We start from the raw sequence: 26,083 nt of genomic DNA, 5'->3' as shown, positions 1-26,083 counted from the left end.
AAATCCGTAGACTAGCTCATGCGAATGAAACTTTGAGCCTCTTTAGCAAGCCTAAACAGAGAACTTTATAATCTACTAAACCTAAGAACTAATTTCGTTGGCATCAATATACTTCTGCCACATTTGCTCGTAAGCCTTTTCCATCTCGCAAGCAAACTGCTTACCATTCCACAGTGGCGCAGTTTGTCGAGATAGTTTCAGCTTTTTGACTACTTGCTGACGTAAACTTTCATCCTTACCTAAACGCATACCCCACTCTACATACTCTGCATCTGTCCAGGCTATACCTTCTGTAATGCCAGCATTAACCATCATGGTGTAGCTATTACGCGCTGCGAATTGCTCACCAACTCGCGTCACTAAAGGAATTCCCATCCATAAAGTTTCTAGAGTTGTTGTCGCACCATTATATGGATATGTATCTAGCACTATATCGACAATGCCTAAATTTGCCCGGTGAGTTGCTTCTGATGGTGCGTTTGGTAGAAATCGTAATCTTTCAATTGCTACGCCTTCTTCTTCTGCTAATTGATAAAAGAAGCCGTTCATCGATTCTTCGTCAGCGTCACCTTTAATTAAAAAGTAGCTATTGGGTACTTCTTTAATGATTTTTATTTGCAGGCGTGCAGTATCGGGATGTCGCTTAAAACCTCGTTGTCCGCTAAAATAAACCACTGCATCAGCAGGAATATTCAAATCATCACGGCGTAATGTAGGAACACCTACCTCAAAACCATCTACTGCTATGTATGTTTGTGGCAAACGCCAGATTTTTTCGCTGTAATATTCCTCAGCCGCGTTTGGCAAAACATAAGGATCAGCAATAAAGTAATCAACAGCCGGAATACCAGAAGCATCCCAGCCCAACCAAGTAGCTTGAATTGGTGCAGCCTTGAGAGATACCAATATACAACTTAAGTCTAGAGTAATACTATCTAAATCAATCAAGATATCAATTTCATCGTCATAAATTTTGTTGGCTAGAGCCTGAACATTTTCACTTTTATGGGTGTTGTCAAAGTGATTTAGATACCATTCATGTAAAGGATCAAATACTGGATCAGTATAAATACAATAACCATTTATTTCAAAGCGATCGCGGTTATGGTGCTTAATTAGCCATCTCGCTAACCAACCCACAGAATGGCTGTTAAAACAATGAGACAAGTAGCCTATTTTTAACTTTTTAGTTGGTGTTATTAGTTTTTTACGCTGTATATGACCTTGCTGATATCGCTCTACTGCTTCATGATAATAAGTATTAATATTTTTTTTGCAAATCTCAGCTAATTGAGCGCGTAATCTGCGATATTTTTGCGGCTCATCTTGCAAATATGGAGTGAAGTAATTAGTATTAAACACCCGTGATACTTGCAGAATTGGTAAATCTTCTGGATGCTGTTTTACTAGGTCTTCTAGCAATAATTCATGCTCTGCCCATGTTTGATCGGCAGCTTGCCAATTCGTACCACTGGAACTAATCAGACCTTTTAAAATTAAATAGTGAGCAAAAATTATATCGGGTAGCTGTTGAGCTATAGAATAAACTAATCTAGCAGTTTCTAGTCCTTGTGCATATTTAGACTCCATGTAATAAAAACTAGTCCGATGAAAGAGCATTTCTTGATTCTTCGGCTCTAGTTTTAAACCTAAATCTATAAAATTACCTGCAATTTCGGGTTGTTTTAAAGAATAGGCAATGCTCACACTGTATGGAATTAAATTTTTTAGAAAATCCTTAACTCTTCCTGGGCTATTAACATACGGAATAATAGCAGTCGCCAGTTCTAAAGATGAAGAATGTAATGGAACAGTCTCTAAAACATTTTGCAAGGTAGAATTTAACAGTTCCCAATTCACTGCTGCTAATTCTTCTTGAGACTGGAGTAGTGTAATTATGCCTAAATCTGTTAATTCATCACCAGTATAATTTTTCTGCTCAACTTCTAGCAGTACCAAATGTAATAAATTTTTAATGTCTGTAGGGCAAATTTCTTTAATCTGCTGCCTAATTGTTAGGGATATTTCAGCTTCTTTTAATGCCTCTTGTCTTGTGGCTTCCTGAGATAAAATCGCTCCTAATTCCTGTGTACACTGATTGATTTCGCTTTCATCATCCTCCATCATCACCATCAGCCAAGTTGCCTCAGCTTCTGCCTGTTGCCCTTGTAACAACAATACTAGTCCCAGATATAAGTAATTTGACTTCACATCTGGTTCAAAGGTAATTGCTTGTTCGTAGCAGTTTGCTGCCAAATTATAGTTACCTTGAACCAGATAGTTATAGGCTGTTTCTTGCCAAGTTGCTGAAGTCTTGGTTGCTTCTATTAACATAATTTGAAAAGCTCCTAATAAATAAAGTGAGTAGCTTAATTGAAGACTACCCACTTCTAAAAAAGTACCTATCCAACAACCTTTTCTTATTTGTTGCTTATCTTGCTAGAGATTTGTAGTTTGCTGGGCAACCAAGTCCTGTACCAGTAATGGGAGTAGTTACTACACCTGGGTCATTAGACTCACAAGCAAATGCTACTGTCAAAGCTTCACTAGTTGAACCAGCACCTTGTGCAGTACCTACAACGCCTACATAGCTTTTGAGTGCAGCTTTTAGGGACAATGCATTATGAGAGATCACAGCAATGTTGGCACCACTAGTAGCACCGTTAATTACGCTGGTGTAGCCATAGTTGTCGGTTTGGGTTTTGATACCAATACCCAATTGAGTTAAGTCAGTATTGAATGCTTGGTATTCCAAAAAGTAAGCTTGTTGAGCGCGGTTGATTGCACCAATGTTGTTTTTAGCTTCTGACTGCTTGGCTTTGTTAACTTGACCGAGCAAAGAAGGTAGAGCGATCGCAGCAAGAACACCGATAATAATTACTACTACGAGCAATTCAATTAATGTAAAACCTTCTTCGGCTTTATTTTTACGATTGTTGAGGTGTTGTAAGAATTTAGCTTGAAGTTCTGGTTTGATGGCGGGCTTCATTTATAGATTCTCCTTAGGGGGGTCAAATGTATTTTTCTTAACCTCTGGGCTTAATTTACCCACTTGTTTTCGGTTTCATATCATCCCCACTGAAAAATTCTGGAAATGTGGTTATGAATTGTAGACACCGCGTTCTAAGAGAACGTACAGAAAGACTTCCAGTTTGCTCAAAAGACTTTGTATTTGATAGCAAGCTTGTTCGTAACTGGTCGGTTTTAAAGTGACAATATTTATTGGCTTAATCACTAGCCATCGTTGTACTAGAGAGTCGAATGGTTGTTCTCCCTCCCATAGAGGTAGCAAGCAAGCGGCTAAGGTAGGGTCTAACTCTACAGGCCCCTTCAACGGAAGATTTATATAGTTACCAACAGACCATAAACGGCCTTGAGCAATGCAGTTAATTAAATCTTGTTTAATTTGTTCTGTTCTTAATTGGGGGTGGAGATGTACTTTAGTACTTTGCCAGTCTCTCAATGTCCACTCAGCAACTCTTTCAGGTAAGTTTGCTTGGTTTGGATGACCACACCAAAAATCTAGTAAACGATGAGCAGGATGTAACAGTTCAAATATATGTAACTGCTCTTCAATAGACAGTTCGGGTAGACTCATGGCTAAAAATGCTGGCAAATCATCTCGATTTTTGAATAAATCTATTAATTCCCAGTGTCGCCATTCCACCATACTGATAAATTCGAGGTCAGCAGCTTGCAGCATGGTAAACATTTGCTTAACTGTGTAGCCTTTGTCTCCTTGGAGTAAATGATTAATTAAAGCTAGGCTAGGTGATTGTTCAAATGTGTCATCCCAGACTTTTTGCTTGAGTACAACATCATCTCTCAAAGCTCGCATCGTTTCTCTAACTAATTCAGCTTCAAATTGTTGGGGAGCATCGTCCAAGAATCCCATTAGTTGAAATAGTTCTTGAGCTTGGTAATAAAAAAATCTCTGGCGATAACTATGTAGATTAGTATGAATAATGCCATGCGGTTGTAAAACAGATTTCATCGCTTGCAAACCCAAGACTGGTTCTGGCAACAAATAAAGGGTTTCATCACAGTTGATGTAATCAAATTGCATTCCTAACTGTGATAAATCTTCGATGGAAAGTGTATAAAACTCTGCATTATCAAAGCCATGATATTGCAATCGCTGACGGGCTAATTTTACAGATTCTGCTGATAAATCAACACCAATTATCTTGGCATCGGGGTTTGCCTCTGCTAAAGCTAATGATGTATAACCAGAACCACAACCCGCATCTAAAATAAGTTTATCTTTAGTATTTATAAGTTCTTGGTTTCTTAAATAAAAAGGTGTGACAAAATTATAAACGTATAGTAAGTTCAGCTTGTTTTTAGGGGATTCCTCTAGGGAATTATTAGGATATGGAGTTGCTTCAAACTGCTGACGAATTTTTTCTTTTAAGTCTGATGTTGGGTTAGTCATAGGTAAATTGCTCCTGTGATTGCATTCTTCGCAGTCTGTCCACATAGCCTTTAGCAGTAGCAAGACCAAAAAGAATTGGCTTAAGTTTGAGTATTCCCATTTATGTGCCTTTGCTCTCACACGATGGTTATGTTATATTAAACGTAGTCGTTATGAGTTCGTTATAAACATATGTCTAACCCAACTGTAGAAAACGTAGTGATTATCGGTTCCGGGCCAGCAGGTTATACTGCTGCCATCTATGCAGCACGAGCTAACTTAAAACCTGTTGTGTTTGAGGGATTCCAAGCAGGGGGTTTACCGGGTGGACAACTCATGACAACCACTGAGGTGGAAAACTTTCCCGGCTTCCCTCAAGGTATTACTGGGCCTGAACTAATGGATCGTATGAAGGCGCAGGCAGAGCGTTGGGGGGCTGAGTTATATACTGAGGATGTGATATCTGTTGATTTAAGCCAGCGTCCGTTTACTGTGCGCTCAGAAGAAAGAGAAGTTAAAGCCCACAGTTTGATTATTGCCACTGGTGCGACGGCAAAGCGTTTAGGTTTAGATAGTGAACATCTATTTTGGAGTCGCGGGATTTCTGCTTGTGCGATTTGCGATGGTGCAACACCAATTTTCCACGGTGCAGAGTTGGCGGTAATTGGTGCTGGTGACTCGGCGGCGGAAGAGTCGATTTACCTGACTAAGTACGGTTCCAAGGTAAATCTGTTGGTGCGATCTGATAAAATGCGGGCTTCTAAAGCTATGCAAGACCGAGTTTTGAGTAACCCCAAAATCCAAGTGCATTGGAATACAGAAGTTGTGGATGTGTTCGGTAATGGTCACATGGATGGGGTGAAAGTCCGCAATAACAAAACGGGTGAAGAAAGCGAAATCCATGCTAAAGGATTATTCTACGCCATTGGTCACAGACCTAATACTTCTTTATTTCAGGGACAACTAGAACTAGATGAGGTGGGTTACATCGTCACCAAAGATGGTTCTGTCGAAACTAGTGTAGAAGGCGTTTATGCTGCTGGTGACGTGCAAGACCATGAATATCGCCAAGCAATCACAGCTGCGGGTACTGGCTGTATGGCGGCGTTGTTGGCAGAACGTTGGTTATCTTCTAATGGTTTAATTCAAGAGTTCCATCAACAGCCAACAATTAATAATGAGTTAGAACATGAGCCAGTACAGCAAAAAACTGAAGCTGAACAGGAAGCAGGGTTTGATTTAAATGCAACGCGCCATGAAGGTGGTTACGCTTTACGTAAATTATTCCACGAAAGCGATCGCCTGCTCATTGTCAAATATGTCGCGCCCGGTTGTGGCCCATGTCATACTTTGAAGCCGATACTAAATAAAGTCGTGGATGAATTCGACGGCAAAATTCACTTTGTCGAAATTGACATCGATAAAGACCGCGAGATTGCGGAAAACGCTGGCGTGACAGGTACACCAACAGTGCAATTTTTCAAAGACAAAGACCTACTGAAGGAAGTTAAAGGTGTGAAGCAAAAGAGCGAGTATCGCCAGTTGATTGAAAGCAATCTTTAGGGAGTAGGGAATGGGGAATAGGGAGGAATATTTCTAATTCCTACTCCCTACTCCCCACTCTCTACTCACCTATGTACAATGGTCAGCGTATCTTGCTCTATGCAGGCGATCGCACATGACCATTACTAAACGGCAACTGCCAACTTTTTTACGTTTTGCTAAAAATTCCAACCTTTCGCAGAAATTAATGATCATCGGGTTAGCCATCACCCTGTTTTTTATTTTTCTGGCATTTTTTACCCCGGTATTGCAGGCTTGGGGATGGCTACAAAACCCCAAAGATTTTCTTTCTAACCCTATTCAAGAAGCACCATCCGCTAAACATTGGTTTGGTACTAGTCGCTTGGGTCATGATGTATTTTCTCGTACGTTGTTTGGCGCGCAAGCCGCTTTACAAGTAGTCATTTTAGCCACCGCGCTAAGTATGATTATCGGCGTACCTTTGGGAATGGTAAGTGGCTATCTTGGCGGTAACTTAGATAAGGTATTGCTGTTTCTCATGGATAGCATTTACACCTTACCGGGATTATTACTTTCTGTAACGCTGGCATTTGTTGTTGGTAGAGGAATATTAAATGCTGCGATCGCTATTAGTATTGCTTACGTCCCTCAATATTACCGGGTTGTTCGTAATCATACCGTGAGTGTAAAAACAGAAGTATTCATCGAAGCAGCGCAAGCAATGGGTGCTTCTACCTGGACTGTTCTGTCTCGCTATCTATTTTTCAACGTTATTCAAAGTGTACCTGTATTATTTACCCTCAACGCCGCCGATGCAATCTTAGTATTGGGCGGTTTAGGCTTTTTAGGCTTAGGGCTACCAGAAGAAGTGCCAGAATGGGGGCATGATTTAAAACAAGCTCTCGAAGCACTACCTACAGGAGTTTGGTGGACTACTTTATTTCCTGGTTTAGCGATGACACTAATGGTAGTAGGGTTATCCCTACTTGGAGAAGGGTTAAATGAATTTGTCAATCCTCGTTTACGGGGAGAAAATAGGATTCGGAAATAGTCAATAGTCAATGGTCATTTGTCCTTGGTTAATGGTTAAAGTCAACTACTCTTGACTATTGACTTTTGACCAAATTTGTAATTTATACTGAGAGATTAGTGTGAAAGATAACCTTACTTTAATTGCTGCTGCTGCTGGTGGGTTTATGCTATCTATAGCTTTGTCTGGAATTTTGCGCGGTACACCAGTCACAGCTTTGCAAGGACAATCAAGTATTAATTATTACTCAATGAATAATTTTCAGGTTGCGTCTGTACGTTCTGAAGAAACAACCGATTACATCCTAGAAAAGCAAAAGTAAAATATTTCTCTTAGATGTAGATTCAGTAACTATATGATACAGTGCTGAATCGCAACTTAGATGTTGGATGTGCAATTGTGGATAAACCGGAAGTAATTGGTATTGATATTGGGGGAACAGCAATTAAGTTAGGGCGGTTCAGCCAAGATGGTAGTTGTGCAAAATATTTAACTGTGCCTACTCCTCAACCGGCGACACCAGAGGCAGTTTTGGCGGTAATAGTAGATGCGATCGCGCAAATTGACCCTGATAATCAAACTATTGCCATTGGTGTTGGTACTCCTGGCCCGGCTGATGCGACTGGACGTATTGCCAAAATCGCTATTAATCTACCTGGCTGGCACAATATACCTTTGGCTGAATGGTTAGAGGCGAAAACAAGCAAACCCACTGTGATTGCTAACGATGCTAACTGTGCAGGAGTGGCAGAAGCTTGGTTGGGTGCGGGTCGCCACTTTCAAAATTTTATCATGTTGACCTTAGGTACAGGGGTTGGTGGAGCAATTATTCTGGATGGAAAGCTATTTATTGGACACCAAGGCGCAGCTGGAGAATTAGGTTTAATTAGCTTTAACCCCGACGGCCCAATGTGCAACAGTGGCAATCAAGGTTCTTTAGAACAATATGCTTCAGTTATTGCCATTCGTCGCCGCACTGGGAAGGAACCGGCCCAATTAGGTGAACTTGCTCAAGCAGGAGATGCTGATGCTTTAGCTTTTTGGCAAGAATATGGCAGAGATTTGGGTATTGGTTTAGTTAGTTTAGTTTACGTCCTCACACCAGAAGCGATCGTTATTGGTGGCGGCGTTAGTGCGAGTTTTGAGTTTTTCTTACCAGCAGCCAAGGCAGAAATTGAGCGGCGAGTTATGCCTACATCTCGTACAGGTTTACACATTTTGCCAGCAGAGTTGGGTAATTCTGCTGGAATTGTAGGTGCGGCAAAATTAGCATGGCAGAAGGTTGCTTTTTAAAAAAATTTATACTTTATTTACTGGCTATCTGCGAATTTAAAAACCATACCACTATTACTTTAGATAGATATGTTAATCGCAGTGCAATTCGTGTTTTGGGCTATATAACCTTAAATATGCATCTCTTGGGCAGAAATAAGCTCTGACTTCTGCTAGAGGAATACTTAGCTTTTTACAGATAATCTTTATATGTGGTTAAAAGAGCTAATTGGCTAATTAAAAGGTTGGGATTTGGCTGAATTTCATTACTAACATCTATTTCCAGCCAGCCGAGGAGTTCCAAAAACGTAAAAATAATGGAGTACAGTCTGGTCATGATAAAGTTAATCTCTAAAGCATTTTCTCAAATCAGTTCCCTGCTTAATGGACTTCAAGCAAAGCGTTTTTTGGCTGTTGTTCTAGTTGGATTTATAGTGCTGACAACCAATGTTAATGCTGACCGTGGCAACACTAAGGCTGTAACTAAAGAGCTTGATAGAGTAGTACATCAAGACAACGCCGACAGACCAAAAACCACAGGTGAGTGGAATAGAGAAGCCCGCCAAACAGAAGATGCTCCTGGCAAACGCGTTCAAAGAATTGCCAAAGAATCAGCTGAGGCTGTAAAACAATTTGGTGGCGTTTATCCCGATACTGCTAAGAGAAGCGCAAATAGCGTAGATGAAAATGTCAACAGATAAGCAAAAGTTGGTCAACTTTCTTTAAATTTGCATTAGGTTTTTGAATCTGCACTGACTTATCCAGTGCAGATTTAGGTTATTGTTCGGTAATAGTCCACTTCCACATTGTTATCAGAAATTCCCTTAATTGGTAACTCTCCTCATACCATTCGAGTTGATCGGCATTGAAACATTGCCAAACTATAGGATTTATTTTGCTCAGGTCAGTCTTCAAAATTCCCCAGTAAGTAATTCCTTGATTCTCTTCCATGAATCCAAGTTTATCGTCAATCCATTCTAGTTCTTCTATATTTAAAAGGCAGTTGTGATTTTTGTTAATCCAATGCTGCCCTGCTAATACATAGTAATCAAAAAGTGCTTGAAGAATTATCAATCACTGCTATATTAATTTTGTTTGAACAGTATCTTCACTAAGACCGTCTGATGGCTTTAGAGGCAATTCCAAAATTTTGCTGAATTGATGTTTGTAATATTCTTTAAACAATGCGATCGCTCCAAAACGAAAGTTTAAAACACTGTTCTCAAATGATTTATGACTGCTATGCAAGGTAAAAATTTCAATGTGATGGTCAACCAATGAATCGCACTCCCAAACACCAAAAACCCCGGCTTTAATTACCGAGGTTTACATCAGAAGTCCTTTGGGTTTATAGGAGATGCCGATACTGAAATTTACAAATATTAGCTAACCGCAGACGCAAGCAAAACTAGAGTAGTAACAAACACAGCTGCAATCGCACCCTGTATAACGTAGTTCCGTTGTTCCCAAATTGCGGGGTACTCAGCGTAGTATACCTGGGGTTCAGTGGGGTAGTTGTTGAGAACGCCGTTTTCATTAACTGTGGTGTACATAGTTTTTTTATTGCTATTTATTAACTTATGTAAATAAGTATAACAATATTGTTACAAATCGTCAACATGACTTGACAAAAAAAGGCTGATAGCGTTATTAAAATTCGCTAATCAGGATCAGTGATTCAATCAGCTACACCTGTTTCCCTACTTAAAACCTCTACAATCGATACCCGACACTGAAGTAAAAACCATCATCTTGAGCATTTCTGCCTCGATCATCTAGATCTACCAAGGGAACACCATAATCGAGCCTGATATCAAGTTGCGGTAGTGGTTGGTATAAAACCCCTAGACCCAAACCAGCGATGAATTTTTGACGTTGTAAAGTGTTGGGATTATCATCTACATTCCAGATGTAGGCCATATCAAAAAAGGGAGCAACTTGCAGTGTGGCGTTACCCGCTACATCTCGTTGCACTGTTAGGCGGTCTTCTAAGGAAAATCGCACACCGTTGTCACCAGCACGGACGTTTTGACGATAGCCACGTACTGACTGACCACCACCAACGACAAATTGCTGGGAGGGTAACAAGCCATTAGGCGTAAGTTGTAACTCAGCTTGAGCAATTAATATGTTATCTGTACTCAAGCTTTGCACCCGTTGGACTTGTGCCAACCAACTAAAAAAACGCCCATCGGGGATAGGATCTGAGTTAATTGTGGCATCAAATATACCAAGTCCAAAGCTTAATAGCGATCGCAACGCCCAAGCACCGTTAACATCTCGCCGCACATAATCTTGTCCGAATTTAATTACACGGGTGCGACTGTTACCCTCTTCATCAGGGCCAAAACCAAAGGGTGTCGCTCCAGCAAAGGTAAAGGTTTGACCATTCTGCGCCGTAAAACCTAGAGATAGCGCAAATTCTTCGCGGGGTGTTCTTAATAGTGGTTGTCTAAAACTAATTTCGTATAGTTGCGATTCACCACTTATATCTAAACTCTTAAACGGCTCTTGAACAACATTAGTATTATTAAACGATGTTCTCAGTTGTAACGTGCCATTCATCGGATTTAAAGGCACAAGATAATTAAAATCAAAAATATCTGCGCCTCCCTGGGTTGTTCGGTAATAAGATGCTGCTATTTCGTCACCATTACCTGAAAGGTTGCGATAACTAGCATTTACACCCAATCTTTCCGAACCGATGCTGGGGGGAGAATAGTTGTCAACACCTAAAAATGCGTTGAAGTTTTGTGCTTCTGTCACACGTACTATCAAAATACTTCGACCAACACCACTACCAGCACGTAAACTCGCTTCTACGTTAGATAATAGAGGATCAGCCCGTAGTAATCGCAATTGGTCTTCTAATGCAGATGTTAACAGTGGCTTACCCGTACCTAAAGCTAGACGCGATCGCACATATTCTGGGTTTAAGCGTTTCGTACCCTGAACTTCAATTTTTTCAACAATACCTTCAATTATCCGAATTTCTACTACCCCATTATTCACTGTTTGATCTACCAAAATTGCTCTGGAGGTAATGTAACCTATGTCAAGATAAAGCTGAGTTATAGCATCAGCAATTTTACGTAATTCTTCTATGGTGACATTACGCCCTTCTGCTGGCTGAGTAATCTGTTTAAATTTTTCTGCGGTAAATACGGTACTGCCAATGACGATAATTTTTTCTACTCTAATAGTCTGTGAACTTTCGGATGTCGGAATTTCTGGGGTAGGAGTAGGCGCTGGCTGAATAGGTGGTTCTGATTGCGGCAGTAAGGGTTCTGGAATTGTTCCTGGTTGCGGAAAGCGGTCTTGGTTAGGGTTTCCGGCTGGATTTGGTGCTTGTGCTAGTGATGGCTGAGTCAAAAGTACACAGACACAATTAAAAATTAAGCTAGCAGTCAGCCAACGTATGGTTTTTAGTAGTGAAATAATATAATTTAGATACTGTAAATTTGGCATATTAATTTTTTTAGCGATAAAAAATGGCGAATTGGGAGTTTATCCATTACTCAAGGACTTATGATGAAAGCGATCGCCTGTTTTGCCTCCCTACGAATTTGCATCACCTTCGCTACCGTCAAATTTTATACTTGACAGTTTAAGCAATTCATATCTGCTACTGCTAAGGCTACCCCAGCAACTTTCAAAAAGTAATGGTACGTTGCTACTTAGATGAACTTCAGCAGCATTTAGCAGTTATATCAATTCGTAATTTGTAATGTCCTATCCTTTGACTTCTCCTGTGGAATACGGTCAGCAGTTCACAGCGCGCTACATAATGAAGAGTACAGAATTCCTGCCTTCTGCCTCAAAAACCGTAACTTTGTAGTTCCTACCACAGAAAACTTCTATTTGCTTGGGCTAATCTAAAATTTAATTTCTAACACATCCTGTTGAGGATGCAACCTATGTATATTCACTTACAATCAAAAAATCAATGAATTTACGGTGAAATTTATTAAATTAAAATTTTATAATAGCAGCAAATTCTGTGTAAAATATATTTGATTTTTGCCTCACTCAAAAGTTTTATAGTTAATGGTAACTATAAGAATAGGGACTTTAGTTTAGGTTTATTGATGTTACACCCAGATTTTAAAAATTAACTAGTGGTGACTAACAGAGATAAAAATTTCCTAGAATGAAATAGGAGTCAAAAGATCGTGAGTCTAGTTTATTTTTATTTTAATAATTTTTATTTGTCTAATTATAATTAAAATAATACTTTTGTTAGCTATTATTTGCTAAGTTTCCGACTTCATAAACCTTTTGGTTAAGCAAAATCCTAAATGGGATAAAGGTGGGTGCAGATGTTAAAAGTTGATTTTAAAAAGCTGATTTCCAAAAAAGATATCATTGCTCTTTTAGATGATTTTGCTAACACGATTGGTAGTCAATTTAACATAGAAGACACAGCAGGTAAAACATTATTTGGTACAGCAGATAAATCTGTATTTATTAAACATCCTGTAGAGTTCTCTGGAGAATTGATTGGGTGGGTAAACGGTTCGCAAAATGCTGCTGGTGTTGTTTCATTACTTGTATATGCACTGAAACAAGAATTTGAGAAAAAAAATCTAGCTCATGAATTACTAGAAAGGTATCAAGAAATTGATTTACTTCATGATATCTCTATTCAAGTTACTGCTAGCCTGAATCTTAAACAAGTGTCTCGACTACTAATTCAAGAGGCTGGACAATTAATCCCATCAACTGGTGGTGCTATTTTATTGTTAAATAAAAAGACAAATATCTTTGAAATTCTGGCTGAAATAGGTGGTATTAGTTACCTCAAAACCCCAATAAAATTAGGCGAAGGCATTATTGGTAATATTGTCCAGATGGGCAGAGGAGAAATAGTTAATAATATAGTAACTTATCCGATATTTGCTGGTGAAGGGAAACAATTTAATTCCTTGATTTGTGTGCCACTTAAAGTCGAAGAACGAGTAGTTGGTGCAATTGTCATTGGCAGCGAAACTCCTATCAACTATACAACCAGAGACTTAAAACTATTAAGTATATTAGCAATGCAAGCTGGAGTAGCAATAGAAAAAGCACTACTCTATGAGCAAAGCTGTGAAGCTGTGAAAATCGCCCAAACTCAAGCGCAACAACTACAAAATACGCTCCATGAATTGCAGCAAACACAAGCGCAGTTAATTCAAAGTGAAAAAATGTCGAGCTTGGGGCAGTTGGTAGCAGGAATTGCCCATGAAATTAATAATCCAGTTAACTTTATTAGCGGCAATATTAGCCATGCTCAACAATATGTTGATGATTTATTGCGTTTAGTACAAAGTTATCAAAATAATTGTAGTTACGTACCTGAAGTTCAAGCCATCACAGAGGAAATTGATCTAGACTTTCTCACTGAAGATTTGCCTAAGCTGATCGGTTCGATGAGTTTAGGAATTAAGCGTGTGCGTGAGATTGTTTTGTCTTTACGCAACTTTTCCCGCTCAGAACAAGCTCAGATGACTGTGACAGATATTCATGAAGGTATAGACAGTACACTGCTGATTTTGAATAATCGTTTAAAGACAAGATGTGGAAAATTTGGGATTGAAGTAATCAAGAATTATGATGTGCTGCCTTTAGTGGAATGCTATCCCAGCCAACTTAATCAGGTATTTATGAATATTATTGCTAATGCGATCGATGCCGTTGAAGGTCAAGAAAAAGAAGGTATCATAACTATTAGCACCTCATTAGAACATAGCAACGCATCTGCAAATTCTCCTAGTGCAGTGATTCGGATTCAAGATAATGGTGCAGGGATGACTAAAGCAGTACGCGATCGCTTATTTGAACCTTTTTTTACCACAAAACCTGTCGGTAAAGGTACTGGTTTAGGGATGCCAATTTGTCGCCAAATTATCGAAAAACACAACGGTATCATTGAATGTCTATCTGAACCTGGACAAGGCACTACTTTTTACATTCAGATTCCGCTCGCTTCTCGCAAAAATTCTGAATCACCAAAAAACATTCTCACAGGAGCTTCTTTTAGCTTTAAAGCTCCCATTAATACTGTTGGCGCAACTACAGTTCATAGTAGGCCAGTAACAGTATTCACACCAGCCACTTGAGATGGATTTGGGATTTTTTATATTTTGGTTCAGTCCTAGAAGTTGACGTACTCACCGGGCTAAAAGCTTGCTTCCCCGTAGGGGTACGGGAAGCCTCCCAAAGAGTGTCTACAGACTTCAAACTTTATTTATAACTGCTGAACCGTCAGCGTATACTTACGCTTGACACCCGCATTAAATGTACCTACCCAAATTTGATAAGTACCTTTTTTCCAATTGCGATCGTCAATGCTGGCATCTTTACTCTTACCAGTATCATCACCACAACGAATTATGTTATCGTCTGGCCCTTGAATCAGTAAAGTTGTATCGGCATCACCAGTGTTAACCAGTATTCTCAGATGCTCAAAGTCTTTTTCTAGTACCATTATGTGATCTGGTTTAGGATCAGCAAAGCCAATACAAGCGTTTTTATCACGATCGCGGTTACTAATGGCAGACACGGAATAAGAACCACCCGTATAGCCCGAAAATTTACCTTGAGAAGCTTCAAAGCCCGGTAACAGACTGAACTTACCAAAATTTGGTGTCTCTGCTATTACTGGTGTAGTAGTTACAGCAGCTAGGACAGCTAAAACCCAGCCGATTTGCTGGTTAAGTCGGGGGCGACAGTCCTTCATAGTAGCCCTCCAACAGGCTTGAATAATTGTAGTTATATATACATATTGTAATTAAGTTATTTTATAAGAATTTGGTGTGTCTGTGTCACATCTTAATGTGGCACAGAAGTATGAAGTATAAAGTGTGAAGTCTGAAATTAAATCATTCATGATTTTGGAGTTGTCATAGTACAACTTTTATTGCCTTATTCTTGCTTAATTTCATACTTCATACTTCATACTTTTTAACTATTCTTGAAGCTGTAAGAAGACACCGCCTTTCAGTGCATTTATTTCGCTAGCGTAACTACTGACGGTAAGCGATCGCAAGTTGTTAAAAAATGGTTTACCCAATACTTCTATCAGTTTCAAAACAGGTAGTTGTCGTTCTAAAATCCCTTGACTTTTTGCCCAATCAAGATATAAATATCCCTGGTTAGGTTGAGGAATCGCAGCTACACTGTTTTGAAAATTGCGATCGTTAATCAAGGATTTTTCTTTACTTATGAGAACTTCGTTCATTGTTGCCAAGTCGGAAGTGAAAACTTCGTAATTGTCTAAAGTTGTATGTATCCCTTGGGCTTTAGCTTCAATGGCGAACGAGGGACGGTCTTTGGCTTGGGTTTGTTTAGCTGTTAACTGTGTCCAAGCCGAGATTTTTTGTTGATCTAAATTCAGGTTACTGCTGCTAAGTCCACTCTTAGATGCGATCGCATCTAAATTCGCAATAGCTTCGGGTACACCCTCTGTTCTCTCCACCACAAAAACCCAATCAGGAAGAGTTTGTTCTGCACGAGGTAAAAGTGCGATCGCATATTCTCCTTTCACCCAGCTAAAAATATCTTGTGCAAAGTTAATCCCCCAGGTTTTCTGCACTTGGGTTAATGGTGCTACCAATCTGGAAATCACATCTGTTCCTGAACCGGAGATGGCTGTTTTAATTTGTGTCCATAATTTGGCTAAATCGCTATCACCCAAATTGCTTAAATCTGCGCCGGAAATTGCCAACCCCGCCGATGCTGGGATATATTTCAACGCCCCTACTGGTTTGATTAATGGTGATGATGGCGGCGTAAGTTCTAATGCAGTTAAAAAACTGGTTTCTGCCAATAAACCTTTAGAGTTTAACCCCAGAGAAATAATTTCACTATCGTAGATTGGTTCTGGTAGTTCTAAACCTTGCCATTGGGCAATGATCGGCAAATTTAAGAAAGCTACCCCTAAGGAAACTTGAGGTAACTGCTGGGTGGCTTTTTGATATTGGGGAGAACTAGTTAAATTGAGGTCAGGTGCTTGGACATTGTTGATTGCATCCTTGACAACGCTGGGATTATTGGCAAATAAAACAAAGCCATCGCCAACCACTGCGGCTGAGAGTTGGCTGTCATAAAGCACTTTGACACCTTGATATTCTTCTACATCTAATTTACCACCAGCTAATACCCGCTTAGAAAACAACAAATCGATAAACTCGCGGCTTTTTTCTTGTTTATTGGTAGCTACAGCCATGAGATATCCTGGTTGTTTGCCGTTACTGGAATCGCGGTCTATATCTGTGGTGGTGACGGCTAATGTAATTTCGTTACCTAGCCAAGGCTGAACATCTTTTTGATAATCTATCCCACTCTTAGCCAATAAACTAGTTTTGATTTTAGAAATTTCCCCCTCCCGTTCTAAGGCTTGCAAGCGGTCGGGGTTGGTGAGTAACGATACCATCACAGGAGAGAGTTTCGACACGAAGATGGCTGCACCAGGCTGGGAGGTGGAGGCGACTAGGTTCACTGGGCTTTTGGTAGAAAACCAAAAACCGGCGATCGCAATTAATAAAAGTGCGATCGCACCCGCCACAATAAAACCAAAGAATGAGTTTTGCCGATTCACCATAAACCTATTAAATACTTAGTTTCACAGCCATTTAACCAGAATTAGTGAGGATGGATGCTCATGCTAAGGGAAAGATTTTCTGTAAACATAAATGTATAAGCTCGTTTACAAAAACTTCATGACAGATAAATCTTTTGGTCAAACCATGACTCAGATTAGTGTTAAGGAATTAGCAGAACGTTTAGCTGCTAGTGATGCAAGTATTCAGTTAGTAGATGTGCGTGAGCCACAAGAATTAGCGATCGCTAATCTTCCAGGGTTTGTTAACTTACCATTAAGTGAATTCGCCGACTGGAACCAACAAATATTTGCTATGTTAAATCCGGAAGCGGAAACCCTCGTACTCTGCCACCACGGTGTTCGTTCTGCTCAGATGTGTCAGTGGTTGGTTGCTCAAGGATTTACCAATGTCAAAAATATTGCAGGTGGTATTGCTGCCTATTCTCAACTAGTTGATCCAGCAATTCCGCAATATTAGTCAATGGTCATTAGTCCATAGTCAAAAGTTATTATCCTCTGCTCCCTGCTTCCCACACTCTTACATAATCAGCATTTATCCTGACGACATCTATCTCAAATAGTGAGAAAAATAAGTAGCGAACAATACAACTAATTTATGTAATTTGTGGGAAGATACTTAATAATTAAAAAATTTTAAATTGTAAATAAGCTTTTTTGCGGGAAATATTTAATAGTTCAAAAATAGCAATCTGAAAATGTTGCTATAAGTAACTATAATGTAAATACATATTTTGCCATCTTACTTAATTAATATTAATCTTTTTTTTGCATTAGCACAAAAAATTTTTTCAAACCTTACTTAACATTTGCTTTCAGTAATACATACCTTATGGAAGTCCAGTTGACAAATCGACAACAGCACATACTTTGGGCAACAGTACGTCACTACATTGCTACAGCAGAACCTGTTGGATCAAAAGTTTTAGTTGAAGAGTACGACCTTGGTGTTAGCTCGGCCACCATTCGGAATGTCATGGGTGCGTTAGAAAAATCAGGGCTACTTTATCAACCACACACCTCTGCTGGAAGAGTACCTTCCGACTCAGGCTATCGCATCTATGTTGATCAGTTAATTACACCTTCTGAATCATTGGCCAAAGCAGTAGAACTGTCATTTCAACAGCGTCTTCATTGGGAAGATTGGAGTTTAGAAGCCCTTATTCACGGAGCAGGGCAGATATTAGCTACATTAAGTGGTTGTATTAGCTTGATTACGATGCCGCAAACTTCGACAGCAGTGGTGCGACATTTGCAATTGCTGCAAATTGAAGCGGGTAGAATCATGCTGATTGTGGTTACAGATGGTTATGAAACTCATTCTAAAGTGATGGATTTGGCTTCAAAAAATCAAGATTCACCAATTGAGCCAGAAGTAATTGATCGTGAATTGCAGATTGTTTCTAACTTTTTAAATAGCCACTTGCGAGGGCGGAGTCTATTAGAAATAGCTAACCTAGATTGGAGCGAATTAGCTCAAGAATTTCAACGTTACGGAGAATTTTTGAAAAGTTCAGTTGCTGAATTAAGCCGTCGCACTCAAGCACCAACTACAACACAAATAATGGTGCGGGGTGTAGCAGAAGTCTTGCGTCAGCCAGAATTTTCGCAATTGCAGCAAGTAAAAACAATTATGCAATTGTTAGAAGAAGAACAAGACAAACTATGGCAATTAATCTTTGATGAACCAGAGACAGAAGATGCAGGTAAATCTAGGGTGACAGTGCGTATTGGTGCTGAAAATCCATTAGAGCCGATACGCACCTGTAGCTTAATTTCTTCTACCTACCGCCGAGGTTCTGTGCCTATAGGTAGTGTAGGGGTTTTAGGCCCAACACGGCTAGATTACGAAAGTGCGATCGCAGTAGTAACCGCCGCCGCAGATTACCTCTCAGAAGCTTTTAGCTAAGTAAATCAACATATCAGGCAACAGGCTTGAAAGTCTTTTTGTGTCTGGGTTTTACCGTCAGCTTATGACCTAAACTATGCTTCAATTGCTATAACAGATGTTTTAGCGATCGCTATGTTGAGGAAAGTAGTACTTTTTTCCCTTTGGGTTGTGTTGGCTATTTATGCTTTTTTCTTAGCACCACCAAATCAACCTGACACATTCGAGTTAATCAAGAAACTTTCTTTTGGTCAGTGGCAAGGGATTAATCCTTTAATTGTTTCGTTATTCAATATCATGGGTGTTTGGCCTCTCATCTACAGTGCAGTAGTATTTGCTGACGGTAGAGGTCAAAAAATCCCAGCTTGGCCGTTTGCTACTGCCTCTTTTGGTGTTGGTGCATTTGCATTATTGCCTTATTTATTTCTAAGAGAACCAAATCAAAACTTTGTTGGTCAAAAAAGTATTTTGATCAAGCTGCTAGATTCCCGTATTACTGGTATTTTACTTACAGTAATGGCAAGCATAATAGTTGCTTATGGTTTACAAGGTGGAGATTGGCAAGATTTTATCCAACAGTGGCAAACTAACCGCTTTATCCATGTGATGAGTTTAGATTTTTGCCTACTATGCTTGTTATTTCCGGTGTTACTAATAGATGATATGGCGCGTCGGGGTTGGAAAAATCCTCAAATATTTTGGTTAATCAGTTCGGTTCCGTTATTTGGGCCGTTGATTTATTTGTGTGTACGCCCAAATTTACCAGAAGTGGATGCAACAGGCATACCCAACAAACAAACGGCTATTAATTAACAATTCACTCATTCAAAAAACATAACAACAGTATCCCCGACTTTTCAAAGAAGCCGGGTTTCTTTAATTTCATACTTCATACTTTTTATCTATCTTGTGGCGGAAACATTTAATATTCATCAGACTGAATTATTTCCTGCATACTATATTTTTTCTCTGCCTTTAGAGCTTTGCATCCTTTGAAATTGTTGAGAATAATTTAGGTGTTCGGCTGACTTAATAAAATATGATGACAAAAAAACTTATATTGTGGCTAATATGGATTGGATTCATAAGTTATATTGTGTTGTTTGCCCCTCCTCTACACATTGAAGAAACCCTAACACTACTAAAAAATATAGTTACTTTTAATTGGGCTGAGATTAATCCCATTATTCTTTCGTTATTTTCTCTGGTTGGAATTTGGCTTTTAATTTACAGTGGGTTGCTGTTCATCGATGGCAGAATGCAATGGATTCCGTTTTGGCCTTTTGCTTTAGCATCAGTAGGTTCAGGTGTGTTGGGGCTTTTACCATATTTGGCTTTGCGTGAATCCAATCAAGAATTTTCTGGACAAAAAGATGCGTTTTTGCATCTGTTAGATTCTCGCTTGTTCGGGATAATTTTGAGCTTTAGTACTATTGTGATAATTGCCTATGGCTTGTTAGGTAATTGGGCAGATTTTGTGCAGCAATTTCAAAGCGATCGCTTTATTAATGGTATGAGTTTAGCATTCTGCCTATTCTGTCTTTTATTACCCACAGTTCTGGGTGATGATATGGTGCGTCGTCGCTGGAATAATCCTACAGTTTTTTGGATAGTATCACTTCTCCCGTTACTTGGCTCGCTGGCTTATCTTTGTCTACGCCCATCTTTGCAAGCAAATGTTGGTCAAGAGTTTGCTGTGGCAAATAGATGAACTTGAGTAGATAATCGTTGAGCGATCGCAAAATATTAAGAAAGGGGTTATAGGATTTATATATTCTCCTATAACCCCGTTGTTTTCGGAGTTTCCAACTTTAAAGGAATCTCATTATTCATGATTAATGTGCATTATAAGCAACTAAAATAATATAATTACAGTTTTTATACTAGTTAGCCAAGTAAATACTATTATCTGTCTATAGTTTCAAATAATAAGTAAACCTTGAGAAAGAGATTTCATAGACCAGTAATACCACAAAGGTTTAATAACTATTTTGTTATTTTCAAAGTTATTAGTTTAATTTGAATCATTAATAAGTATTTCTAAATTCTTTAGTAAAATACTACATAAGTTAGAAGGTATTTTAATTTTTTTTAATCAAACTAATATAAAGTTCCGAATATTTCTAGCTAAAATTATGGCTCCTACCGTATTAATTACTGGTGCTTCGCAAGGTATTGGCAAAGCAACTGCTCTTTTATTTGCCCGTAAAGGATATGATCTAGTGCTAACGTCTCTTAACATAGATACCTTACAGGCTGTAGCTCAAGAAGTGCAAAATTTGGGTAGCGCAGCACCACTAATTGTTACTTGCGATGTGAGAAATCCATCTGAAGTAAACACTTTAATGCAGAAAGCGTTGGAATATTATCGTTAAAAAATGATCACAATTAATGTGATACCAATTTGAAAAAAGAATGCGACACATAAATAAGACCCCTCCCCAACCCTCCCCTTGCCAAGGAGAGGGTGCCGTCAGGCGGGTGGGGTATCTGTCGCAAACATTATTTGAATTGGTATGAGTTCGACGGTTTAAAAAAACCTCTCCAAATCTTTTTGCTACCAGACGAGAAGCTTTAAAGGTTCAATTGTTCGTTGGTATGAAGGTGATTTAAAGCCCCTTTCCGACGTGGAAAGGGGCTGGGGTGAGGTTTATCGGAGTTACGTTAACGTAAACAGCGAATTGCTACTAGTAAACCTCTGGCTTTATTCAGCGTTTCTTCGTATTCTTTTTCTGGCTCAGAATCAGCTACCAAACCTGCGCCAGCTTGAACACTGACGATATTATCTCTTACTACCATTGTGCGAATAGCGATCGCACTATTCAATTGTCCTTCAAAATCGTAATGTCCATACACCCCAGAATAAACACCCCTGCGACTTGGTTCTAATTCGTTGATAATTTCCATCGCCCGAATTTTGGGTGCGCCGCTAACTGTCCCCGCAGGGAAGCAAGCTTTGAGTAAGTCCCAGGCGGTTTTATTGGGTGCTAATTTTCCTACCACATTGCTCACAATGTGCATCACATGAGAGTAGCGTTCCACTACCATCAATTCATCAACTTTCACGCTACCACTTTCGCAAACTCGCCCTAAATCATTTCTTCCTAAGTCAACCAGCATGACGTGTTCGGCTCTTTCTTTAGGGTCTTGGAGTAAATCTTCGGCGAAAGCTGCATCTTCTTTGCTTGTTTTACCGCGTGGACGCGTCCCTGCGATAGGACGCACTGTGGCGACAATTTCCCCATCAGGGTCGCATTCGGCTTTTACCATCACTTCTGGACTGGAACCAATAATCTGCCAATCTTGGAAGTGGAAATAAGCCATGTACGGCGAAGGATTAATCTGACGCAGGGAACGGTAAAGAGAAAAGGGGTCGCCTGTGTATTGGGTAGAGAGTCGCTGAGAAATCACGACTTGAAAGATATCACCTGCTTTGATGTAGTCTTTTGCTTTTTGTACACTGGCGCAGAATTCTTCGCGGGTGAAGTTGCTGCTGTATTCTACCTCTGTTTGTCCAGCTTTCTGACTGCCTGGAGGTGTCCATTCAAAGATGGTTTTTTGCGGTGACAGTGGTAGAGATAGCTTGCTGACCATATTGGTGACGCGATCGCAGGCTTTTTGATACGCTGCTTGTAAAGACGTTAAATTTAACGTCTCTACATTACGTAAATCAGCATAGGCGATCGCCCAAATTTTGCGTTTCACCTGGTCAAAAATTAACAAATGGTCTATTTGCATCCACAACCCATCAGGGATATTGCGCTCATCTTGTGGATGGACAGGTACACGCGGTTCAATCCAGCGAATCAATTCATAGCCCCAAAACCCAAACAAGCCGCCAATTCCCGGCGGTAGTTGTGGTAACTTGACTGGATGATAAGGTTCTAAACATTGGGCTAAAGCCGTAAAAGGATCACCTGCAAACTCAACTTGCGAACCATCACGATGGGTCTGAGTTGTTTTATCTCCCCTGGCTTCTAGCACCCATAGCGGATCGCAACCTACAAAACTATAGCGTCCGATTTTTTCACCGCCTTCTACCGATTCTAGCAAAAAGCTATAAGGCTGACCTGCACAAACTTTGTACCACGCAGAGACAGGTGTATCTAAATCTGCTACCCATTCCTGATACACCGGGACAAAGTTACCTTGCAAAGCTAACGCAGAGAAATCAGCGAAATCGGGAAAAATCATAGATTACTACAGAGATTAGGTTGAATGGGTTAGGGACTAGGAAGCAAAAGCATGAAATCTCAAGGATAAAGTTTCAGACTTCATACTTCACACTTCACACTTCATACTTCCTCTGTCCCTTCTAGTCCCTAGGCATCGTAGGTAGCTGTACCACTAAACTTAAGTTTTGCTGGGCTGGGGTTTTCGCCAATCCTACGGTCTGAGTAACGCATTTTCTCACGGCCTGGATTAACTTTTTCAGGGAAGACACCATCAGCTGGGTGAATAAAAGTGGTTTCTCCGCTAGCTAAAATCCGGTAGATTTTGTAATCTGTGATTTTGAACTTGCGGAGTTGACCGCCCAACGAAATGCCATATTCTTTACGAGCTAAGTAAAGCAAGTTTTGACCTTGACGCATAGTAGCAGCGCCACCTGTAGGTAATTCAAATACTTGCTCCTTGGGGCTAGTCCAAGTGATAGCGTACTTTTCTTCCTCTGTTGCTTTGTTTAGCAAGCCGCCAGTGTTACCGGCGAACAGTGGGGTTTGTCCAGAAAGTGTTTCTGCCATAGAACAATCTCTCAAGGTTTTTAGGGCATCGTAACACCGCCATTACGATCATATTGCGATCGCGTCATAGTCTGTAACAGTTGTTTGTCATTGGTCATTTGTCGATTGGCTATTTGTTACTTTTCATTACAAATTACCAATAACTATTGACTATTAGCCAAGCAATAGGTCATTCATCCCTGTTTCCTGTCCACGCCAGTCGCTACAAGTCGGCAGAGCCGCCCAACACACTGGCTCCCCTGCTCCCTGCTCTCCTGCCCCCTGCCTCCTGGTGGGCAATGGGAATAGTGAAATGAAACTGGCTACCTTGGTCTTTACCTTTTGACTCTGCCCAAATTTCCCCACCCCAACCATTGACAATTTGCCGACAAATTGCTAGCCCCAAACCTGTACCGCCTGCGGTACGCCGTAAAGCCCCCTCTTCTTGATAAAAGCGGTCAAACACGACTTCTAAACGGTTTGGTTCGATACCGCGTCCGGTGTCGGCCACTGTCACTTCAACCATCTGAGAGCCATTCTGAGCCGCTTTAATAGAAATTTTTCCATTGGATGGAGTAAATTTACAGGCGTTGTCTATCAGTTTGGCTAATACTTCCACTAGCCAATCGCCATCTGCTTTGACTAAAGGCAGATTTTCAGCAATTTGCGTTTTAATTTTGGGTGGTTCGTCCATTGTGGCGCGAGTGCGAGTCCGACTCAGGGCTAAATCTACACACTCTTGTAATGTGAGCGATTCTGGATGCCATTCTACGCGGCCACTTTCGAGGTTAGAAAGGGTGAGAAAATCTTGTACTAGTTTCCGCATCCGTTCGGAATCAGCCAGGGCGGTGGTCAACATTATCTGCTGTAATTCCAAAGGCATATCTGGCTCACTGACGAGGCTCTCTAAGCAAACTTGAATGGTAGATAGAGGGGTACGCAGTTCGTGTCCTGTGATAGCTATCAAGTTGCTGCGGGTGCGGTCAAGGGCTTCTAGTTGTTTGTTGAGTTCTTCTAGGTTGGCGTAAGCTTCTGCTTGAATTAGGGCGGCTCCGATTTGGGTGGCGATCGCTTTGACTAAATCAAATTCCCCAGCTTGCCAGTGATGGGTAGGTAAGCTGCAATAATGTAATTCGATTATGCCTAGTAATCGCCCTTGAGATAGCACTGGTTCTATCAACCAAGAACGAATACTAAATTTTTTTGCTATCAAGGTCAGCACTTTTGAACTACTGATCCGCAGATCATTGGCGGTATCCGCTACGCAAACGCCTTCACCTTGTTGAACAACTTCTTGAAATAAGGCATTGTTATCTAACTCCCAGGTTTGCCCGTAGACAGATAAAATACTAGGAGTCAAGAATTCATGTTCAATTGTGGCTTGGCCTTGTGTAGCTTGAGCGCGGTAAATTAAACAGCGATTAGCCCCTAAATGTTGCCCCAGTTCTTGGGCAGCAATTTGCAGTACTTGATGCGGATCGAGCGATCGCCGAATCGCTGTACTAATAGAATTAACCAAGCGTTCTTTTTGTGCCTGGGCAATAATCGAGCGATAGGCTTTGTGCAATTTATACTGACTAGCTTGCAGATAAGTCACCAATCGCTGCACAAATGGGTCTGTATCAATATCACAGGCAAATTCAGGTTGTCCGATTTGAGAGTAAGTTCTTGGCTCCCCAATGCCAAAGCGTTGGCGTGCCTCCTTAATTTTGCTGGCTAGTTCTGGTCTATAAACTAAAATCCTGTCTAATAGCAATTGTGCGGCTTTGATACTAACTCCCCGCTCTGATGTCCAAATACCCTCAAACCTGCGCGCTGTGTCCATATCCAGACCAGTGCTAAACTCTGGTACTTGCTGATTTTTGGCAATCGAACCCAGGCTTTCCCGACATACTAAGCAAGTAGCATAGTTATCAGCAATCACTACTAAGTGCCACTCTTGTGTTAAAGCATCATCTGCTTCAAAAGCCACCTTTTCGTAGTATTCCGAGCTATTAGCAAATTCCGTTTCTGGTGCAGATAAAACGTATATTTGATTACTACGCTGTGCTAGGCGTTGATAGCGATGAGCTTCTTGGCGATAATATCGTTCTCGCTGAAAGCTAGCAATGACCAAGGGCTTGTCTAAAGTCGCAGCCAAAACCTGATCTTCCATTGCATGGGAGAGGGCCGTTAACGAAGCTTTGAAATATAGCTGGGGACGGAGGTAAGGGATGGACTGTAGCAGATCACTCAGCACGGAAGTCGAAATGCTCATGAATATTGTTTAAGGAGCCACTTTCACAGAAAAATTCCACGTCACAGCTGCATTGTACAAACTACAATGGACTCTCAAGCCAAGGAAACAGTTGCATTATGTAAAGAATCCTAAACTGCACTGTTCATAAAGGCTGTAAAAAGGATTTGCATTTACTCAATACTGTTTGGTCTGGAGTTTGGGACTTCTAGCGTTGAGATGGCAAATTACTTCGGCCGAACTGCATAAGGCAAAGCTACTATAACTTTCTTTACAAATTTCCTCGCTGAGAGTAAAAAATAGACCAACAACGGCAATAGATGTCGTTTGCACCCAAGCGGAGAACGGCATAGACGTGGCATAGCCATGCGCCACAGGTGCAGTGGTCTTTACCGT

Annotated in this window: 22 protein-coding genes and 1 pseudogene; 11 read left to right on the top strand and 12 right to left on the bottom strand. The window is 40.4% G+C overall.

Features of this window, described 5'->3' with window-relative positions:
* Positions 1–81 precede the first annotated feature (81 nt).
* From H6G76_RS10560 to H6G76_RS10550, 3 genes are all read right to left on the bottom strand, one after another.
* Positions 82–2,334 carry an O-linked N-acetylglucosamine transferase, SPINDLY family protein gene (locus H6G76_RS10560; protein WP_190699472.1) on the bottom strand — a complete coding sequence of 751 codons (2,253 nt, stop codon included), beginning with the start codon at positions 2,332–2,334 and terminating at the stop codon, positions 82–84.
* Between the two features lie 97 nt (positions 2,335–2,431).
* Positions 2,432–2,989, bottom strand: a complete 558-nt coding sequence (locus H6G76_RS10555) for a type IV pilin-like G/H family protein (RefSeq protein WP_190699469.1) — start codon at positions 2,987–2,989, stop codon at positions 2,432–2,434.
* A 111-nt stretch (positions 2,990–3,100) separates the two neighbouring features.
* On the bottom strand, positions 3,101–4,435 hold the full coding sequence (locus H6G76_RS10550; RefSeq protein WP_190699466.1) for a class I SAM-dependent methyltransferase: 1,335 nt from the start codon (positions 4,433–4,435) through the stop codon (positions 3,101–3,103).
* A gap of 171 nt (positions 4,436–4,606) precedes the next feature.
* Here H6G76_RS10550 and trxB point away from each other — a divergent pair, with 171 nt between their 5' ends.
* The 4 genes from trxB (at position 4,607) to H6G76_RS10530 (ending at position 8,261) form a co-directional block, all read left to right on the top strand.
* Positions 4,607–5,977, top strand: a complete 1,371-nt coding sequence (trxB, locus tag H6G76_RS10545) for a thioredoxin-disulfide reductase (protein WP_190699463.1) — start codon at positions 4,607–4,609, stop codon at positions 5,975–5,977.
* Between the two features lie 115 nt (positions 5,978–6,092).
* Entirely contained in the window at positions 6,093–6,989 is an 897-nt protein-coding gene (locus H6G76_RS10540) for an ABC transporter permease (RefSeq protein WP_190699461.1), read from the top strand.
* A 100-nt stretch (positions 6,990–7,089) separates the two neighbouring features.
* On the top strand, positions 7,090–7,290 hold the full coding sequence (locus tag H6G76_RS10535) for a hypothetical protein (protein ID WP_190699458.1): 201 nt from the start codon (positions 7,090–7,092) through the stop codon (positions 7,288–7,290).
* A gap of 44 nt (positions 7,291–7,334) precedes the next feature.
* Entirely contained in the window at positions 7,335–8,261 is a 927-nt protein-coding gene (locus tag H6G76_RS10530) for an ROK family protein (protein ID WP_199337323.1), read from the top strand.
* Between the two features lie 172 nt (positions 8,262–8,433).
* On the opposite strand, the gene H6G76_RS10525 is transcribed toward H6G76_RS10530, so the two are convergent.
* Positions 8,434–8,577: a hypothetical protein gene (locus H6G76_RS10525; protein WP_190699456.1), complete on the bottom strand. Its 144-nt coding sequence runs from the start codon at positions 8,575–8,577 to the stop codon at positions 8,434–8,436.
* Here H6G76_RS10525 and H6G76_RS10520 point away from each other — a divergent pair.
* Positions 8,576–8,941, top strand: coding sequence for a hypothetical protein (locus H6G76_RS10520; protein WP_190699453.1), 366 nt, complete (start codon positions 8,576–8,578; stop codon positions 8,939–8,941). The two genes, H6G76_RS10525 and H6G76_RS10520, sit on opposite strands and share 2 nt — an antisense overlap.
* A gap of 76 nt (positions 8,942–9,017) precedes the next feature.
* Here H6G76_RS10520 and H6G76_RS10515 read toward each other — a convergent pair whose 3' ends face one another.
* The 3 genes from H6G76_RS10515 to H6G76_RS10505 form a co-directional block, all read right to left on the bottom strand.
* Entirely contained in the window at positions 9,018–9,314 is a 297-nt protein-coding gene (locus tag H6G76_RS10515) for a hypothetical protein (protein ID WP_190699449.1), read from the bottom strand.
* Between the two features lie 308 nt (positions 9,315–9,622).
* Positions 9,623–9,793 (bottom strand): photosystem II assembly protein Psb34, encoded by a 171-nt coding sequence (gene psb34, locus H6G76_RS10510; RefSeq protein ID WP_190699446.1) that lies wholly within the window; start codon positions 9,791–9,793, stop codon positions 9,623–9,625.
* A 160-nt stretch (positions 9,794–9,953) separates the two neighbouring features.
* Entirely contained in the window at positions 9,954–11,708 is a 1,755-nt protein-coding gene (locus H6G76_RS10505; protein ID WP_190699443.1) for a ShlB/FhaC/HecB family hemolysin secretion/activation protein, read from the bottom strand.
* 851 nt (positions 11,709–12,559) lie between these two features.
* Between H6G76_RS10505 and H6G76_RS10500 the strand changes: the two genes are divergently transcribed.
* Complete coding sequence (locus tag H6G76_RS10500) at positions 12,560–14,341, top strand: ATP-binding protein (protein WP_190699441.1); 1,782 nt, start codon at positions 12,560–12,562, stop codon at positions 14,339–14,341.
* A 128-nt stretch (positions 14,342–14,469) separates the two neighbouring features.
* Here the strand turns inward: H6G76_RS10500 and H6G76_RS10495 are convergent, their stop codons facing one another.
* Complete coding sequence (locus H6G76_RS10495) at positions 14,470–14,961, bottom strand: hypothetical protein (RefSeq protein ID WP_190699438.1); 492 nt, start codon at positions 14,959–14,961, stop codon at positions 14,470–14,472.
* Positions 14,962–15,189: 228 nt separating this feature from the next.
* Complete coding sequence (locus H6G76_RS10490; protein ID WP_190699435.1) at positions 15,190–16,824, bottom strand: DUF3352 domain-containing protein; 1,635 nt, start codon at positions 16,822–16,824, stop codon at positions 15,190–15,192.
* Positions 16,825–16,942: 118 nt separating this feature from the next.
* Between H6G76_RS10490 and H6G76_RS10485 the strand changes: the two genes are divergently transcribed.
* The 5 genes and pseudogenes from H6G76_RS10485 to H6G76_RS10465 all read left to right on the top strand — a co-directional run.
* Positions 16,943–17,302, top strand: coding sequence for a rhodanese-like domain-containing protein (locus H6G76_RS10485; protein ID WP_190699431.1), 360 nt, complete (start codon positions 16,943–16,945; stop codon positions 17,300–17,302).
* Between the two features lie 372 nt (positions 17,303–17,674).
* A complete protein-coding gene (gene hrcA / locus H6G76_RS10480; protein WP_190699429.1) occupies positions 17,675–18,751 on the top strand; it encodes a heat-inducible transcriptional repressor HrcA in 1,077 nt (358 codons plus the stop codon).
* 114 nt (positions 18,752–18,865) lie between these two features.
* Positions 18,866–19,543, top strand: a complete 678-nt coding sequence (locus tag H6G76_RS10475) for a DUF2834 domain-containing protein (protein WP_190699427.1) — start codon at positions 18,866–18,868, stop codon at positions 19,541–19,543.
* A 229-nt stretch (positions 19,544–19,772) separates the two neighbouring features.
* Positions 19,773–20,441, top strand: coding sequence for a hypothetical protein (locus tag H6G76_RS10470; protein ID WP_190699649.1), 669 nt, complete (start codon positions 19,773–19,775; stop codon positions 20,439–20,441).
* Between the two features lie 424 nt (positions 20,442–20,865).
* Positions 20,866–21,099, top strand: a pseudogene (locus tag H6G76_RS10465) (SDR family NAD(P)-dependent oxidoreductase); the annotation flags it as partial.
* 295 nt (positions 21,100–21,394) lie between these two features.
* Here H6G76_RS10465 and trpE read toward each other — a convergent pair.
* The 3 genes from trpE to H6G76_RS10450 all read right to left on the bottom strand — a co-directional run bounded on the left by trpE (position 21,395) and on the right by H6G76_RS10450 (position 25,708).
* Positions 21,395–22,924, bottom strand: coding sequence for an anthranilate synthase component I (gene trpE, locus H6G76_RS10460; protein ID WP_190699421.1), 1,530 nt, complete (start codon positions 22,922–22,924; stop codon positions 21,395–21,397).
* 128 nt (positions 22,925–23,052) lie between these two features.
* A complete protein-coding gene (locus H6G76_RS10455; RefSeq protein ID WP_190699418.1) occupies positions 23,053–23,472 on the bottom strand; it encodes a photosystem I reaction center subunit II PsaD in 420 nt (139 codons plus the stop codon).
* A gap of 202 nt (positions 23,473–23,674) precedes the next feature.
* Positions 23,675–25,708, bottom strand: a complete 2,034-nt coding sequence (locus H6G76_RS10450; RefSeq protein WP_242056364.1) for a DICT sensory domain-containing protein — start codon at positions 25,706–25,708, stop codon at positions 23,675–23,677.
* Positions 25,709–26,083: the final 375 nt, after the last annotated feature.

The organism is Nostoc sp. FACHB-152 (genome assembly GCF_014697475.1).
Lineage (GTDB): Bacteria > Cyanobacteriota > Cyanobacteriia > Cyanobacteriales > Nostocaceae > Nostoc_B.
Note: the sequence above shows the minus strand (reverse complement) of the source record. Positions and strands in the feature narration are given on the sequence as shown.